This window comes from Kluyvera sp. STS39-E (genome assembly GCF_040932435.1).
Lineage (GTDB): Bacteria > Pseudomonadota > Gammaproteobacteria > Enterobacterales > Enterobacteriaceae > Kluyvera.
The window spans coordinates 99,752-116,452 of sequence record NZ_JBFQGA010000006.1; the positions used below are offsets into that span (position 1 = coordinate 99,752).

Here is a 16,701-nt window from a genome sequence, read left to right on the forward strand (position 1 = left end):
AACAACAATAGGCATTGTATATTTTATCGTTTAATGATAACGATTTTCATTTAGATTTATTGCGTAATCAAGGCGTTAATAAATATCGGGGGATTTTGTGGAATAAACATAGCCAACGCTATATTCGTTCTGCTGTTAAATAGAACAGATATAGCGATGGCTATATTTTAAATCATTGAGATTTAAGGAGAAGCTTGTAGATGCGTTCCAGGTCGTCAATATTCTTTACGCGAACCAGCAGACGGCGTTGCTCTAATTGCATCACCAGGACGCCATCTTCAGATAAATTCATCTTTTGAATGCGGCTATATTTTATCCACACATTGGCAAAGAAAAAACCTTCCGTTTTAAAGATGATTTTTGGACTGCGGACCCAGAATAGATAAAAGCCCATCAGTGCCAGTGCACATAATAACCATGTGGTAATTAATGCACCGTGGTGGGTCACATTGTTGTAAACCAGAATGACAATCAGGATGACGAAGATCACGCTGTCAACGCGACCAGGGCGCAGAAGAGGGACGGCGAGAAGGGTGGCGCCATGACGGCGGGGCATGATGAACTGATCGTAAATGGCGAAAGCCAGCAGTGCGATGATGAAAAAGACCAGTACCAGATCCGTTATGGACATTAAGCCTCCAAATAAAAAAACCGGGGGCATAGCCCCCGGCGTACTTCAGATATTACAGACCCAGCAGGCCGATTGCGTAACCCACGATACCGATGACGAAGAAGCCAACGATGATCCACAGGGCGTTAACTTTCTTACGCAGCAGCCACATACAGGCGAAGGTCAACAGCAGCGGCACCAGACCCGGCATCAGCTGGTCAAGGATGGTCTGCACGGTGGTCACACGAGTCTGGCCATCCTGACCGGTGATGGTTGATACCACCAGCGGGATGTTTACGTGTGTCCACTTGTTCACCAAGGCCCCCATGACAAACAGGCCGAGGATTGACGCCCCCTCAGTCAGTTTCTGCAGGAAGCCGCCGCCCATATCGGAAACGATGTCGATACCTTTACGGTAACCGTAAGCCACGCCGTAGTAACGGGTTGCCAGACGAACAACGTTGAACAGGATGAAGAACAGCAGTGGCCCAAGCAGGCTACCGCTCATCGCGATCCCGGCACCCAGTGCCGCGAAGACCGGACGCACGGTACCCCAGAAGATTGGGTCACCAACGCCTGCCAGCGGACCCATCAGGCCAACTTTGATACCGTTGATTGCCGCATCGTCAATCTCAGCACCGTTTGCACGCTGTTCTTCCATCGCCAGCGTAACGCCCAGTACTGGCGCTGCTACGTATGGATGGGTGTTAAAGAATTCCAAGTGACGCTTGATAGCCTGCTTACGTGCATCGTTGTTCTCTGGGTACAGGCGTTTGATCGCCGGAACCATGGAGAAACAAAAGCCCAGCGCCTGCATACGTTCGAAGTTCCATGAACCTTGGAACAGGTTTGAACGAAGGAACACGCCACGAATATCACTCGGAGTGAGTTTTTTCTCGGTGGTAGTTTTAGTCACATCAACCATTTCGCTCACCTGTTAGTCCAATTCGTTATCAAGATCGTTAGCACCCGCTGCCTGAGCAGGAGCACCTGCAACGCGGTTATATTTCGGGCTCAGCTGGATGTAGAGGATAGCCATTACTGCGCCAATCACGCCCAGAGCAACCAGGTTGAAGTCAGTGAACGCTGCGGTAACGAAGCCAAGGTAGAAGAATGGCATCAGGTAGCCTGCGCGCATCATGTTGATGACCATCGCATAACCAACCACCACGATCATACCACCGGCGATGTTCAGACCGCTGGTGACGACTTCCGGAATGGCATTCAGCATGTTCTGAACTTCGCTGGTACCGACGGAAACAGCAACAATAACGGCTGGGATTGCAATACGCATCGCCTGCAGGAACAGGGAAGAGACGTGGATCCAAGACAGCGCTGTCAGGTTACCGTTATCTGCCGCTTTATCCGCTGCGTGCTGGAATGCCACGGTGATAGTACGAACGATGATGGTCAGAACCTGGCCTGCTGCCGCCAGAGGGATAGCCAGGGCGATACCTGCACCAATGCCCTGATGACCGGCAATAACCAGAATGGTGGAAATAATTGATGCGAGTGCGGCATCAGGTGCAACAGCAGCACCGATGTTCATCCAACCCAGCGCGATCATTTCCAGGGTACCACCGATGATAATACCGGTTTTCATGTCCCCAAGAACGATACCGACCAGGGTACAGGCGACCAGCGGACGGTGGAACTGAAATTCATCGAGTATGGATTCCATACCCGCAATACATGCGACGATGAACACCAGCACAATCTGAAGAGTGGTAATCTCCATTGTACTTCTCCTATTGCATATTCAGACTTAAGTGTGAAGGCTAAAAATGTTGCCTCGCGGTTACTTCGCGATTTTGGCAATCAAATCCATCATTTTCAGTTTCTGATCGGTGGAAACCTTACGGACTTCCAGTTCGATCCCACGTGCGTTCAGTTTGGTAAAGGCCTCAATATCCTTCTCGTCAACGGAAACAGCGTTGTTTACCTGGGTTTTACCCTGGCGGAACGCCATACCACCAACGTTTACTGAGGTCACTTTTACGCCGCCTTCCACGATACGTTCAACGTCGGTCGGGTTAGTGAACAGCAGCATCACACGTTCACCCGCGTATTTCGGGTTGTTGTAAACGCGGATCATTTTAGCGACATCGACAACGTGTGCCGTGACGCCCGGAGGTGCAACCTGAGTCAGCAATGTTTTACGCACGGTATCAGCGGCAACTTCATCGCTGACCACAATAATGCGTTTAACGTTGGTTTCTTTGGTCCAGCGGGTGGCTACCTGACCGTGAATGAGACGGTCATCGATGCGCGCCAAGCCGATTACCATGTAATCGTTTGGACCCATTGGTTTTGCAGGAACTGCGGCTTTTGCGGCGGCCGGCGCTTGCGCGACTGCCGGAGCGGCTTTGACCACCGGTTGTGCTTTCAGCGCTTTTACGCCTTCGCTACCGGTTTCAACGGCCAGTGCGACCAGCTCGTCAAAGCTTGGGTTATCATCGCGAGCCATAAAGGTTTCGACCAGCATCGGAACGTTGACGCCAGCGATCACTTCGTAGTTTTCTTTATCAACAACAATGCGGCTCGCCGCGTTGAATGGGCTACCGCCCCAGGTGTCGACAAGGAACAATACGCCTTTGCTGGTATCAAGCTTCGCCAGCTGTGCGGTGTATTTTTCGATTAACGTTTCTGCATTCTCGCCAGGCACGAAATCGATCCAGCCAACATTCTCCTGCTCGCCCAACAGCATTTCTGCCGTTTTCAGCAGTTGCTCTGCTGCCCAACCATGTGTGCCTATTACAATAGCAATCGTCACTTGCTACCTCCTTTTATTATCGTGAGTATCAGTAGGGGCTGATACCATTTGAGCCGATGTCGTAACCGAATCGATTCAGACAAGGGTCAGAGAGATAAACCAATCATTACCGAGAATTATTTTAGACAGTGAAAGAATAATTAATGTGATGAAGATCCGTAATTTAGTTAAAGGGCCGCAATTATTTTGCGGCGTAAAAAATAGTCTTACATTTTGCAAAGACTGGTAAATCTATTCCAATATGTCTTTTTATTTTGCTATGTTAACGCTTCGTTTAATCACACAGGAGTATAGGGCATCAGCCCGAAGTATGGATCGTCACCGACGCCTTTTCGCTTTTACCCGCTTTTGCGGCTCATCTTCCGGCCATGCGCGCCAACTTTTTCTATCGCCAAGTATCGTCTCGCTTAAACATGACATAGCGATGACCCGTCTTGTCTCTCGCTGGAGTGGTTTATGGAACTGTTAATGGACCCGTCGATCTGGGCCGGATTATTGACGCTTGTTGTGCTGGAAATCGTTCTCGGGATTGATAACTTGGTGTTTATCGCCATTCTGGCTGACAAACTGCCGCCAAAACAGCGAGATAAGGCCCGTCTTATCGGTCTATCGCTCGCGCTGGTGATGCGTTTAGGGCTGCTTTCGGTTATCTCATGGCTCGTGACGTTGACCGCGCCGCTGTTTAGCGTCTGGGGACAAAGCTTCTCAGGGCGTGATCTGATCATGCTTATTGGTGGTCTATTCCTGTTGTTTAAAGCAACGACCGAACTGCACGAGCGACTGGAAAACCGCCAGCACGACTCGGGTCACGGCAAAGGCTATTCCAGCTTCTGGGTCGTGGTGATGCAGATTGTGGTGCTTGATGCCGTATTCTCGCTGGATGCGGTCATTACCGCCGTCGGCATGGTTGACCATCTGCCGGTGATGATGGCCGCAGTGGTGATTGCGATGGGTGTGATGCTGCTGGCTTCCAAGCCGCTAACCAACTTCGTCAACCAGCATCCAACGGTGGTGGTGCTGTGTCTGAGCTTCTTGCTGATGATTGGTCTGAGCTTGGTCGCCGAAGGTTTTGGTTTCCATATTCCGAAAGGCTACCTGTACGCCGCGATTGGCTTCTCAATCCTTATCGAACTGTTTAACCAGATTGCGCGTCGGAACTTTATTCGTCATCAATCAACCCAACCGCTGCGTGCGCGTACTGCAGATGCCATCTTGCGCCTGATGGGCAACCGTAAGCCTGCCACCGTGGTCAACGATGAAGGTCAACAGCAGACGGTGCCGGTACCGGAAGGGGCGTTTGCGGAAGAAGAACGCTACATGATTAACGGTGTACTGACGCTGGCTTCGCGTTCGCTGCGCAGCATTATGACGCCACGCGGTGAAATTAGCTGGGTCGATGCTGACCTGAGCGCAGATGAAATTCGTGAGCAGTTGCTGTCATCGCCGCACAGCCTGTTCCCGGTATGCCGAGGCGAACTGGATGAAATCGTCGGCATTGTGCGTGCAAAAGAGCTGCTGATGGCCCTTGAAGCGGGTGAAGACGTGTTGGCGATGGCATCCGCCTCGCCGGCGATTATCGTGCCGGATACGCTGGATCCTATCAAACTGCTGGGGGTTCTGCGCCGTGCTCGCGGCAGCTTCGTTGTGGTCACCAATGAGTTCGGTATGGTGCAGGGCTTGGTCACGCCGCTGGACGTGCTGGAAGCGATTGCCGGTGAATTCCCTGATGCCGATGAAACCCCAGAAATTGTGGTCGACGGTGATGGTTGGTTGGTAAAAGGCTCCACCGACCTGCATGCGCTACAGCAGACGCTGGGTCTGGATAACTTGGTCGATGAAGATAACGATTATGCGACGGTTGCCGGTCTGGTCATCGCGGTGAATGGGCAAATCCCAAGTGCGGGAGATACGGTTGAACTGCCTTCTGTGCAAATCACCGTCACCGAGGCCAACAGCTATCGCGTCGAACAGGTACGCGTGGTTAAGTTGACCTCATCGCACGACGACGAAGAGTAACTTAAATGCGCCATCCGGCGGTTTGCCGGATGGCGCATTCATCACCTAAACTGCACCAGCTTGGCGCTCGGCCATCCAGCGAGGGAAATCCTCCAATGGCATCGGTTGCGAAAACATAAACCCCTGCAGCAGATGAACACCGTGCTGCTGGAGATAACTTGCCTGCTCAGCCGTTTCTACCCCTTCCGCAATCAACTCAATATCGAGACGCTGACCCAGCGCGATGATCATATCGGTCACCGTCGAGTTGACCGCATCCGTTCCTATTGCACCGGTAAATGATTTATCGATCTTCAAAACATCCGGGTGTAGCTTCTCCAACCATGAAAGCGAGCTGTTGCCGGTGCCGAAATCGTCTATGGCCAGTTTCACTTGATGATTACCTAATTCGCTACGCATCGGGTAGTTCACATCAAGCAGTGCATCACGCTCGGTCAACTCTATCGTCAACTGCTGAATCGGATTCATGCTAAACCAGCTTTGCTGTAAATCTCTTAATAGCAGCCCCTGCGCAAAGTGTGGCGCCGTGACGTTAATACCTATCTGAAAATCGGGATTCGGCGGGAATAAGTGCAGTTTTTTCGCCGTTTCGCTAATCACATAGCGGGTGAGGGGAATGATCAAGTTTTGCGTTTCGGCAATCGGGATGAAAACATCCGGGTCAACCCAGCCCACGCGCGGATTATTCCATCTGAGCAATATTTCAACGCCGGTACACTGCTGTATACGCGCATCCATCAGCGGCTGGCAGTAAAGACTGAATTCTTTGCCGGCAATGCCCATGTTGATTTCCCGCGAAAAGCTAAGCCGCCCGGCGGTCGCCAGCCAAGCAATCCAGGTAAACAGGATGCTCATGATAATCGCCAGCGGCAGTTCAGAGTACAGGTTGTACAGCGCCAAGCGTTCTGAACCTGGTGTTAATGCGCTAATGCTAAAGGGAAACAGAGATGAACGACGGGTATAAGTACTGCTGTCCGAATTTATCAGACGCTGCGTTATCCCGGTTTCATGCTGAAAATACTGGCCGCCAACGTTGAGGCTCATACGGCTAATGAGCGGCGGGGAGGATTCAAGAATGATGCTGCTGACCAAATCAATGTTGATTGACGCCAGCACGCCGTCCTGACCATCCGCCGATGCCGGAAACCACTGAACGAGGATCGGCGTGCCCATAATCAACGAATGGTCGATGGTTAATTCCAGTAGCGACTGCGCGTTAGGCAACTTCACCTGAATCGAGTGAATCGGCACATTCCGAGTCCCAAGCGCGCTTGAACAGTAAAGATGACCCGATTTAATCAGCGCAATCGAGCGTACGGTTTGCAGCTTAACCGCTAGTTTGCGCAGCGGGAGATGAATGGCTTCACAAGGTTGGCCTACCAGCGCCAGCATTTCTTCGCGCTGAGTTTGCAGCGGCAGCAGGATTTTATTGAGCCGTTCTACCGAATGGCGGGTGAGGGTATCTATCTGTCGTTGATTTACGCTGCGCTGTGAAATAAATCGGGTTCCGAGCGTGAGGGCAAAAGCGCAGACCGCGACGGTCACACAAACGGCGATTCGCTTACGTAGATATTTCCTGATAATCCATTGTGCGGTTTGCATGTCCAATGCTCAGTGCAAATATATTGATAATGAAAATACCAGTGACGATACAGCAAGTGTAGTGGGAAGCGAAAAATGTGAGAGAAAAGAGGCAAATAAATCACCCACTCGTATTAGGAGTGGGTGAAAAGTTGTATTAGTCGCACTGAACTTTAATAGCCAGACCGCCCCGTGATGTTTCACGATATTTGGCGTTCATGTCTTTACCGGTTTCGTACATCGTCTCGATAACTTTATCCAGTGACACGCGCGGCTCGCTGGTACGACGCATAGCCATACGAGAGGCGTTAATGGCTTTTACCGAGGCAATGGCGTTACGTTCGATGCACGGAACTTGAACCTGGCCGGCAACCGGATCGCAAGTCAGCCCCAGGTTATGCTCCATGCCGATTTCCGCCGCGACGCAAACCTGCTCAGGGCTAGCGCCCAAAAGCTCCGCCAGACCGGCTGCCGCCATCGAGCAGGCTACGCCCACTTCGCCCTGACAGCCGACTTCTGCACCGGAAATCGAGGCGTTCATTTTATACAGCACGCCAATGGCACCCGCCGAAAGGAAGTAGCGAATATAGATTTCTGGGCTAACCGGTTCGATAAAGTGATCGTAGTAGGCCAACACGGCCGGAACGATCCCGCACGCGCCGTTGGTTGGCGCCGTCACCACACGTCCGCCAGCGGCGTTTTCTTCGTTAACCGCCAAGGCGAACATGTTGACCCAGTCAACGACGTTCATCGGATCGTGAGACAACTTATCGCTGGCAACCAGCAGGCGACGCAGCGCGGAAGCGCGGCGCGGTACGCGCAACGGCCCAGGCAAGATGCCTTCGGTATTTATCCCGCGATCGATACAGGCGCGCATGGTTTGCCAGACGTTAGCAAAGTAATCTTCGATTTCTTGCTTGCTGTGCATGGCCAGCTCGTTTTGCATCACCATCCCAGATACCGATAAACCCGACTCTTGGCAGTAGCGAAGAATATCGGTGGCATGGGCAAAGGGATAAGGCACCTCTACGGCATTGCTGGCAGCTTGGCCAAAATGCTCTTCGTCGACGATGAAACCGCCGCCGATGGAATAGTAGGTTTTGCTATAGACCAGCGTTTCGCCAGACCAAGCGTGGATCTGCATGGCATTTTCGTGCAGCGACAGGTTTTCGCTACGAAAACGCATCCCATCGTTTGCCGGGAAATCAACTTCAACACGGCCTTGTGCCAGCAGCAGACGACCGCGCGCTTCAACGTCGCGAATAAACGCCGGAATGGCATCAATATCAACGGTATCCGGCTGGTTGCCCGCCAGACCCATAATGATCGCGATATCGGTATGGTGGCCTTTACCGGTGAGGGACAGTGAACCATAGACGTCAACGGCAACGCGCGTCACGTCATCAATTAGTCCCTTTTCGACCAGGTCATCGACGAACTGTTTGCCAGCCTTCATCGGCCCTACAGTATGGGAAGATGAGGGGCCAATCCCCACCTTAAACATGTCGAATATACTAATCACTTTAACACTCCTGACAGGGTTGCCGCGTCGTTGCGGCAACGATGTAATAACTGCGCATAGTGTATGAGGGAACCTAGAAATCAGCTTAACTATTCACATGAATTTAACTAATGAATAGCCTCGATTTTACTAATGCTGAGAATCAATTGTCAGGTTAAGTATAGTCAGGGTTTCAGGCCCACTTGTAGCGCCAGTTCACGAATAATACCGGCGGTCATTCCCCAGACAAAATAGTGCTGATACCACGACAACCAGACGCGATGAGAATTACCACGCCGATGAATATCGAGCGGATGATAGCGGCCTAAGCGCAACGCTTCAGCGAGCGGCATTTCAAACACCGACGCCACTTCATCTTCGCTGGCGTGATAGTGCAAATCGGGCGGGATGACGCCAAGAACCGGAGTAACTTGAAAACCGGTCACACTATCGACTGGCGGGAGAACGCCGATGATATCGACACACTCCGGAGGGATCGCCACCTCTTCTTGGGCTTCGCGCAGAGCCGCGGCAATCAGCGACGCGTCGCTGCTGTCTACCGCGCCGCCGGGGAAGGCAACTTGACCGGGATGTTTGCGCAAACGGGCAGAACGCTGCGTTAGCAGCAGACCGGGCTGCGGACGGCGCACGATGGGCACCAGTACCGCCGCCTGACGAGCATTTAACGCCGCGCGAGTGGTTTGCGGGCGCAGCAGCTGAAAGCGGGAGAGAAAATCATCCAGATCCAGCGCGTTGACATCCATGGTTATGACTCCAGTTGCGATAAGATACGATTAACTTTATCAAATGTTTCCTGATATTCCGCTTCTTCCTCGCTGTCAGCAACCAGTCCACCGCCTGCCGAACAGTACAGCGTGCCTTTGGTCGCAGTGACGGTTCGGATGGTAATGCTGGTGTCCATATTGCCGCAGGCGCTGAGATAGCCAATGCTACCGCACCAGGCGTTGCGCCGATGTGGCTCCAGCTCGTCGATGATTTCCATTGCCCGCACCTTTGGCGCACCGGTAATAGAACCGCCGGGAAACGCTGCGCGGAGCAGATCGGTGGCATGCAAGTCGGACGGCAAGGTGGCGGTGATGGTGCTCACCAGATGATGAACGGCCGGGAACGGTTCAACCACGAACAGCTCAGGCACCCGTACGCTTCCGGGAACTGCCACGCGGCCGATGTCGTTGCGCATCAGGTCAACAATCATCAGATTTTCTGCACGATCTTTCGCAGAATTGGCCAGCCGACGGGCCTGTTCGGCATCGGCCTTGGGATCGTCCAGCCGTGGCAACGTGCCTTTAATCGGTCGCGTTTGGATCTGCCCCTGCTCAAGCTGAATAAAGCGCTCAGGAGACAGGCTCAGAATGGCTGCGTCCGCAAAGCGTAAAAATGCGCTGAACGGAGCTCGATTGGCGTGGTTAAGATGGACAAAAGCTTGCCACGCATCGCCCTCGTAGCTGGCCTGAAAACGCTGGGCAAGATTGACCTGATAGCAATCCCCACTTTGCAGATAAGCCTGCACCTGGCGGAATTTCTCGCCGTACTGCTGACGGCTCATATTGGATTGCCAGCGCGAGGTGAGGGCAAACGGCACGGTTGCCGAAACCCGCTGCTGCAAAAGCCAGTCGCGCCGTGCGTCAATACTGCCGTGGCTGACCAGCGTAACGACTTGACGTTGATGGTCAACGATAAGCGCCCAATCGTATATCCCCACCGCCATATCCGGTACGGCAATATCGTTTTGCGCCTGTTGCGGCAGCGTCTCAAAGCGTCGTCCGAGATCGTAACCGAACAGCCCAACGGCGCCGCCAATAAACGGCAGTTCGGCAATTGGACTGGTGCTAAGGGAGCTGTTTGCGAGCGCCTCATTCAGCAATGCCATCGGGCAGGCCGTCGAAGCGCTGACCGTGCCATCAGCCGCGCTGATTTCGGTGGTGTCACCGCGGGTGACCAGCGTCGTGCAAGGCTCTGCAACCACGATATCGTAACGGCTGTGTGGATGATCGGCGTAACCTGAATGCAACATCATGGCCCATGGCGAGGCGCTTAACGGGGCAAAATAGTATTCTGCTGCGTCCTGTCGCCAGGGAAGCGTCATGGTTGAAGGGTGTAACATCGTTATTCTGTCCAGCTTGGTCTGCGCTGCCTATGGTGATTATCCGGGCAGCATGGGATAATAAGCGCCCACAATGTAGCAGGAGTCAATGATGTTTGCAGGATTACCTTCATTAAGCCATGAACAGCAGCAGAAAGCCGTTGAACGTATTCAGGAGCTGATGTCTCAGGGCATGGCGAGCGGTCAGGCCATTGCGCTGGTGGCTGAAGAGCTGCGCGCGAACCATACCGGTGAGCGAATCGTTGCCCGTTTTGAGGATGAAGACGAGGACGAGTAAGCCGATGGCGTTCTTGTTCAAACCGCTGCTGCTGGTACTGGCGACAACGCCACTACTGGCGGCAGCCGCTTCCTCCTGCCAACTGACCGACTCGACCCTCACGCTGCAAAGTTATCAGGCCGATCCCCAACGTGAACATATTGCCATGTACTGGCGCCAGCCCAACGGCCAGGACTATGGCTCCCTGCGCGCGCTGCTTGCCGCTATTAACGGCGACGGGCGCGTGAGAATGGCGATGAATGGCGGCATTTACGATAAAGCCTACGCGCCGCTAGGTCTGTACATCGAGAAAGGCCAACAAAAGGTGGCGGTCAATCGCGCATCCGGCGGTGGTAATTTCTTTATTAAGCCCGGCGGCGTGTTCTATCTTCGCGGGCAACAGGCGGGGATCGTCAGTCTGGATAAGCTGAAGTCGACCAAGGGGATGGACTATGCGGTGCAGTCCGGCCCGATGCTGATTGAAAACGGCGTCATTAACTGGCGGCTTAAACCTTCTGCCAGCTCGCGGAAGCTGCGCAACGGGGTAGGCATCACCCAACAGGGAAAGGTGGTGTTTATGCTCAGCAATCGTGAAACCAATTTTTATGATTTCGCCTGCTATGCCAAAACACGGTTGAACGTGCGTCAGATGCTTTATCTCGATGGCACCATCTCTAAGATGTACCAGCAGGGAGGCAGCATTCCCTGGCAGTACCATCCGTTTGTCTCGATGATCACCGTTGAAAAACGCTAAAGACGCCTCCCGCTGCCGGAAGGCGTGGTCTTAGTTAATCACGTCCGGTTGCTGTTCCGGGTCATCGTACAGCGTCACATGGGTCACATTTTCACCGCGCCAGAATGAAAGCTGGGTGCCAATCGGCGTGTGGTGGACGCTGACTTCAGTCAACGGCGCTGACTTCGCCAGATCCCACAGACAAACAAAGCGCGCCTGCGGTAAATGGTTGCGCAACACCAGATAGTTAAGGTCACTTATTGCTGGGTTATCCGGCGCCAACCCTTGCCACAATTCACCATCACCCGCTAGCCACAGCGCCACGGTCTCCTCACCGCGAGTAAAGTGACGTGGCTGACAACCATGAAGCGGCGTCATGGTGGAGCCTGTCATGTGCTGAAGTGGCCCGCTAAGCGAGAAGGGTTGAGCTGTTCCGCTCTGGTCCAGCGCCTGTGCCGCCAGATGCAGCGTCCAGTCAAGCTGCTGACGATGTGGGTTTACCACCGTCGACAGATCGATTAGCACATCCTCCAGCCACAGCAGCCGACGGCGAAAACGAATGTCCTGCCATGACTGGGTGTCCCACTCCACTCGCGTATGGCTATTGAGCTGTGGCGCAGGTTGACTCCAATCGACTTGGGTATCCAGCCAGAGATAGTCGTCGCCCATATGCCAGCCCAGCACTTGGGGATTTGCTGGAGGCTGGTTGCTCTGATTGACCGCCAGCGTATTGTGGGTAGCGCTGTTCTTGTAGTAGTCATAGTGCATTTTGGCGCCATAACCGGTCGTGCCCAAGTCCGGTAGCAGCCAGCCGTCGCGCTGCCACAGCATCAAACCTAGCCGGTCGTAGTGATCGTGCTCGCCGCCCCAGGGGCTGTGCTTAATCAGCAGTGCCTGCTGTTGCTGCGGTTTTCGCCAAAGGGTAATCCCCGCACCTGGTGCAAACAGCGACTGACGGGGGATCAGCTCAATTGGGGTTTCCGGCAACGGCTGGTCGCGCCAAAGTAGCGTTTCACGTTCATCGGGGTGCGCTTCGGTGAACTGCAGAACGGCGGCGTATAACGGATCACGCCAGATAAACCAGGCAAACTCATACAGATCCCGATGGTGGAGTTTTTCCTGCCCAGCAAGACAGTCGTTCAGGCGTGGGAAGGTGCCGTCCGGCAGCAGCAAAGAGAGCGGGAAGCTCAGCATCGGCTGGTACCATGGCCCATCAATCAGGCTCCAGCGCGTGCCGTGCGCCAACTTCTCAAAGGCAAAGAAACCCTGAAGCGCGTAATAGTGATAATGCACTGAGCCTTCAAACCACAATCCTTCCGCCAGTAGCCCATTCTCCAACTGCCAGCGCAGACCGTACGGCTGATAAACGGCAAATTCCAGCAGCTCCTCATCGTCGAGTACAAAACCCAGCACGCCCAGCGCGGCGCTGATTTTCACTTCATGATTATGAATTTGCGGGCTGCGGTGCTCGCGCAAAAAACGCGCCGCACAGCGCAGCAGATTATCGCTGATGTGCTGCTGTTCAGCCGGAGTCAACGCACCACGAATAAAGTCATAACCCAATGCCATATCCAAAATGCAGTTGGCTTCACACAGGGTTTGGGCATTCATTTTGCCCGGCCCGTTGTGTGGGATGTCGCCGTGGACTTCATAATCCGGATAGACGTCGGCATATCCCAACAATAACGTGCGGACTTTATCGCGATAGACCGATTCGCCGGTCAACTGCCATAGCAGCCCTAACTGCTGGCAGGCGCTGGCGTTGCGCCCGTTCATCTCGCGCCACCAAGCGCCATCCCACGGCTCGCCGCTAAAAATCTCGCCGTCGATAGGACAAGCGTGCTGGTGCGGGGAATCCGCCTCCCACGTCAATCGCACGCCATGGTGCGGACAAAAATAGTAGAGATTCCAGCTGGCAATCCCGGTTTGCGGGATGCGTACTTCGGCATCCAGCAAGGGTTGTGCATTCTTCACGAGCTGTTCAATCAGACCGTTATTGCCGGCTGCACGTCTGGCAATGTCGGGCCATAGCCCAGAAAATTGTTTCATCAGTGGTTATCCTTGACCTCTGCTGATGTGGAAAGCGGGGCAATAAGCGTGGTGATATCATCGGGATATTTTGCACGCAGCCATTTGGCTTTTTCTTGGAATAATGGATCGTTTGGCCAAGCGTGGGCGGCGGAGGCCACGTTGCGCAGGGCTTTTTTATCATCCATTTTGTCGAGGTCTTTCCACGGCCATGGCGTATCGCTATTGATAAATCCAGCGATGTACTGATAGCCCTTGCGCAGGCTATGGTCGTCGAGGGTGAAGTTCCAGATATCGACGCCTGCTTTCTCGCCTAAACGTCCGAGCCGGTTGTAGGCTTCAAGATTGAAGTTGCTGTAGTGCCATGGGCGAGTACGCTCAAGCTCCGCCATCTGACGGCCTTCGAGGTCAAATTGCCCGGCGATGCGTCGCAGTTGGGTTATCTGTAAACGTTTTTTCGCCTCGTCGTTTTTACCGCTGAACAGGGCAAAGGTCGCGGCCTGCATATCGAAATAAGTGCCGTGGTTATTGTGCCAATTTTCCTCTTCAAATCCGTTCTGGCTGGTGGTCATCCAGTGATAAAACTCACCGAACCACTGCTTGAGTTCGCCTTGCTCTTTATCACTCAACGCGCCGGAAGATTGCAGCAGGGCAATGGCGTCCACCACATCAACCAGTGCTCGGCTGTCGATGATGCCAATACCGCGACCGGTGTTAATCCCCGGGATGGCTTGGGCGTATTGGAGATTTGGCGTCATGCGGGTTTCTGGATTAAGGAACCAGCTTTTAAGCTGCTCGGCGGCCTTTTGCGCGTAGCGGCTATCGTCTGAGAAGTACCAAGCCAGCGCCAGCGTAGAGACATCATTGCTCATTTTCACCAGTCGATTTTTATCGGTGGCATCGCTATTGGCGTCCGGGTTGGTTTGTCCATCCTTACGAACATACGGCAGTCCGTCTTTGGTTTCCGGGTTTGGCCACCAGTAAGGCGGGAAGCTGTAATAGTCATGCTTATTACCGCTGGCAGCGACCAGCGTTTTATCCATGACGGAAAACAGCGGGTGCTTTAAGGCCAGATCCGCTTTTTTCAGCAGCGCGCTTTGTGCCTGCACAAAAAGGGGGTCTTTGGCAGCGATCTGCTGGCGGCTAAACGCTAAATCTTTGCCATCGAGCGTATATGGCTCGGCGGCATACAGAGATGTGCTTAAGCCAGAACACAGTAAAGCAAGGCCTAATAATCCTCGGCGAGGTATTGAGTTCATAGTGATAACCCTTCTACAAATATGAGAAAAGATAACAACAGAATTATACCTGCCGCGTATTTAAGAGGCATAAGAGACAGGCGGTTTAATTAAAAATAAAGTATTTATGAAAGCGATGCCGTGCAGTGTAAAAGACAAAGTGATTTTTTTTGTGATGGTCATCATATTTATTGAGATGGTTAAAAAATGACGCTTTTAATGCAATGCGAATCACAGATTTCAGTGTTTTTCTGTTTTTGTTGATTAATTAAACAAAAATAATAAAAATTTAACTTGTTGATAATTATAAGTTTTAACTTACAGTCACTTTTTTTGTCACTTTGCGGTGTGATCTAATTCAACTTTTTTGTTTTTGAAATAGGATTTCTTTTTTGTGTGGTTGTATTGAAAAATATATTTCTATTTAATGTTGGAAAATAAATTTCTACGCATGTTGTATTAATAACCAAATGCTTTATTTAGACCGTGGAAATGCATTTGTTGCGAATTTAATTACCTTTGTGCCCTACAATAAAGGATATGCGATCATGTCTACGAATAAATTGCGTTCAATATTACTGGTTTCCGCTCTGGGACTTGGCGTTGGGCAAAGCTTCGCCGCCACGACCCTTAACGTTTGGATCCGCGCAAGCAACGATTCCAAGAATATTTACAAGGAAGAGGCGGAGAAGTTCGAGGAGAAAACCGGGATCAAAATCGAGTATTTCAACGCCACCACCGATTTTGAGCAGCGCCTGGCGCGGGCGACGGCCGGTAACGCCTTACCGGATTTGATCTTTAACGATGCCGCCTCGCTGGGACAATTTATTCAGCTAGGCATTGCGCAAGAGATTGACCCGAAAGCCATAAGCGGCGGTGACAATATTTATCCAACCGCGTGGAACAGCACCCGTTACATCGACGGCAAATACTATGGCGTGCCAACCTCCGCGCAGACCTTCGCGCTGTTCGTGCGCAAAGATTGGCGTGAGAAGCTCGGCCTGCCGCTGCCAAAAAGCTGGGACGATATCCAGACGCTGGCGAAAGCCTTCACTACCCAAGATCCGGACGGCAACGGTAAAAATGATACCTACGGCTTTATCGTGCCGGCCTCAACCACTCGCGGCTATGCCAGTTGGTTTATGAGCAGCTTTATCTGGCAGGCGGGCGGCGATTTTGTGAAGGACAACAACGGCAAATTCAGCGCCACGCTCGATACGCCGGAAGTCGCCCAAGCGATGACCTTCATGCGCACCATGATGTGCGAAAAAGTGACCCAGCCTGGCGCAATTAACGCCACCACCGCTGACGTTATTCCTTCCTTCCGTTCCGGCCAAAGCGGCATGTTCTTCAGTGGCCCATACCACATTGCGCTGTTTGATAAAGATCCAGGCAAAGACAAGTATGACGTGGTGCCGGTCGTGGGGCCAAAAGGGGAAGCTACTCTCGCCGAAGGCACCACGGTCTTTATGATGAAAAGCAGCAAGCAGAAAGAAGCCGCGCAAAAATTCATCGAATTCATGATTTCTCAGGAAGGCCAAGAAATTGGTATGGGCAAAGGCAGCAAGCACATGCCGGTGGTCCGTCTGCCGGTGAACAAAAGCGTCGATGTGAAAGCAGTTTATCAGGATACGCGCTGGGAAACCTTTGCTCAGTTGTACAACGAACAGGGACGCTACGTGCCGCAAATTCCTAACTGGACGCCGGTGCGTCAGGTTGCCGCCGATGGCTTTAACCGTATTTTTGCCGACTGCAACAGCGATATTCGCGCCGAGCTGAAGACCATCGATGGCAAGGTGAACGCCGAGCTGGAAAAACAAAATGTGCTGGATAAGTGAGG

Annotated in this window: 14 protein-coding genes; 4 read left to right on the top strand and 10 right to left on the bottom strand. The window is 52.7% G+C overall.

Annotated elements, in window-relative coordinates:
• Positions 1-172: 172 nt before the first annotated feature.
• Genes AB4K05_RS14620 through manX form a run of 4 tightly spaced genes read right to left on the bottom strand, consistent with a single transcriptional unit; the run spans position 173 to position 3,383 of the window.
• Positions 173-631, bottom strand: a complete 459-nt coding sequence (locus AB4K05_RS14620; RefSeq protein ID WP_368480669.1) for a DUF986 family protein — start codon at positions 629-631, stop codon at positions 173-175.
• A gap of 52 nt (positions 632-683) precedes the next feature.
• Positions 684-1,535, bottom strand: coding sequence for a PTS mannose transporter subunit IID (locus AB4K05_RS14625; RefSeq protein ID WP_368480670.1), 852 nt, complete (start codon positions 1,533-1,535; stop codon positions 684-686).
• Positions 1,536-1,547: 12 nt separating this feature from the next.
• Positions 1,548-2,348, bottom strand: a complete 801-nt coding sequence (gene manY / locus AB4K05_RS14630) for a PTS mannose transporter subunit IIC (RefSeq protein WP_368480671.1) — start codon at positions 2,346-2,348, stop codon at positions 1,548-1,550.
• A 60-nt stretch (positions 2,349-2,408) separates the two neighbouring features.
• A complete protein-coding gene (manX, locus tag AB4K05_RS14635) occupies positions 2,409-3,383 on the bottom strand; it encodes a PTS mannose transporter subunit IIAB (RefSeq protein ID WP_368480672.1) in 975 nt (324 codons plus the stop codon).
• Positions 3,384-3,839: 456 nt separating this feature from the next.
• Between manX and yoaE the strand changes: the two genes are divergently transcribed.
• On the top strand, positions 3,840-5,399 hold the full coding sequence (gene yoaE / locus AB4K05_RS14640; RefSeq protein WP_368480673.1) for a CNNM family cation transport protein YoaE: 1,560 nt from the start codon (positions 3,840-3,842) through the stop codon (positions 5,397-5,399).
• 45 nt (positions 5,400-5,444) lie between these two features.
• Here the strand turns inward: yoaE and AB4K05_RS14645 are convergent, their stop codons facing one another.
• The 4 genes from AB4K05_RS14645 to pabB form a co-directional block, all read right to left on the bottom strand.
• Entirely contained in the window at positions 5,445-7,001 is a 1,557-nt protein-coding gene (locus tag AB4K05_RS14645) for an EAL domain-containing protein (RefSeq protein WP_368480674.1), read from the bottom strand.
• Positions 7,002-7,137: 136 nt separating this feature from the next.
• On the bottom strand, positions 7,138-8,502 hold the full coding sequence (gene sdaA, locus AB4K05_RS14650; protein WP_368480675.1) for an L-serine ammonia-lyase: 1,365 nt from the start codon (positions 8,500-8,502) through the stop codon (positions 7,138-7,140).
• Positions 8,503-8,666: 164 nt separating this feature from the next.
• The gene (locus AB4K05_RS14655; protein WP_368480676.1) at positions 8,667-9,245 is read right to left on the bottom strand and encodes a CoA pyrophosphatase; all 579 of its coding nucleotides are present in this window, start codon (positions 9,243-9,245) and stop codon (positions 8,667-8,669) included.
• A 2-nt stretch (positions 9,246-9,247) separates the two neighbouring features.
• A complete protein-coding gene (gene pabB, locus AB4K05_RS14660) occupies positions 9,248-10,606 on the bottom strand; it encodes an aminodeoxychorismate synthase component 1 (protein WP_368480677.1) in 1,359 nt (452 codons plus the stop codon).
• Positions 10,607-10,697: 91 nt separating this feature from the next.
• On the opposite strand from pabB, the gene AB4K05_RS14665 reads away from it, so the two are divergent.
• Together AB4K05_RS14665 and AB4K05_RS14670 are read left to right on the top strand one after the other, a co-directional pair.
• Complete coding sequence (locus tag AB4K05_RS14665) at positions 10,698-10,883, top strand: YoaH family protein (RefSeq protein WP_368480950.1); 186 nt, start codon at positions 10,698-10,700, stop codon at positions 10,881-10,883.
• A gap of 4 nt (positions 10,884-10,887) precedes the next feature.
• On the top strand, positions 10,888-11,616 hold the full coding sequence (locus AB4K05_RS14670) for a phosphodiester glycosidase family protein (RefSeq protein ID WP_368480678.1): 729 nt from the start codon (positions 10,888-10,890) through the stop codon (positions 11,614-11,616).
• Positions 11,617-11,646: 30 nt separating this feature from the next.
• Here the strand turns inward: AB4K05_RS14670 and AB4K05_RS14675 are convergent, their stop codons facing one another.
• Together AB4K05_RS14675 and AB4K05_RS14680 are read right to left on the bottom strand one after the other, a co-directional pair.
• Positions 11,647-13,644 (bottom strand): heparinase II/III family protein, encoded by a 1,998-nt coding sequence (locus AB4K05_RS14675; protein WP_368480679.1) that lies wholly within the window; start codon positions 13,642-13,644, stop codon positions 11,647-11,649.
• Positions 13,644-14,882, bottom strand: a complete 1,239-nt coding sequence (locus AB4K05_RS14680; RefSeq protein ID WP_368480680.1) for an alginate lyase family protein — start codon at positions 14,880-14,882, stop codon at positions 13,644-13,646. The genes AB4K05_RS14675 and AB4K05_RS14680 overlap by 1 nt, the downstream gene beginning before the upstream one ends.
• Positions 14,883-15,409: 527 nt before the next feature.
• Between AB4K05_RS14680 and AB4K05_RS14685 the strand changes: the two genes are divergently transcribed.
• Positions 15,410-16,699 carry a sugar ABC transporter substrate-binding protein gene (locus AB4K05_RS14685; RefSeq protein WP_368480681.1) on the top strand — a complete coding sequence of 430 codons (1,290 nt, stop codon included), beginning with the start codon at positions 15,410-15,412 and terminating at the stop codon, positions 16,697-16,699.
• Positions 16,700-16,701: the final 2 nt, after the last annotated feature.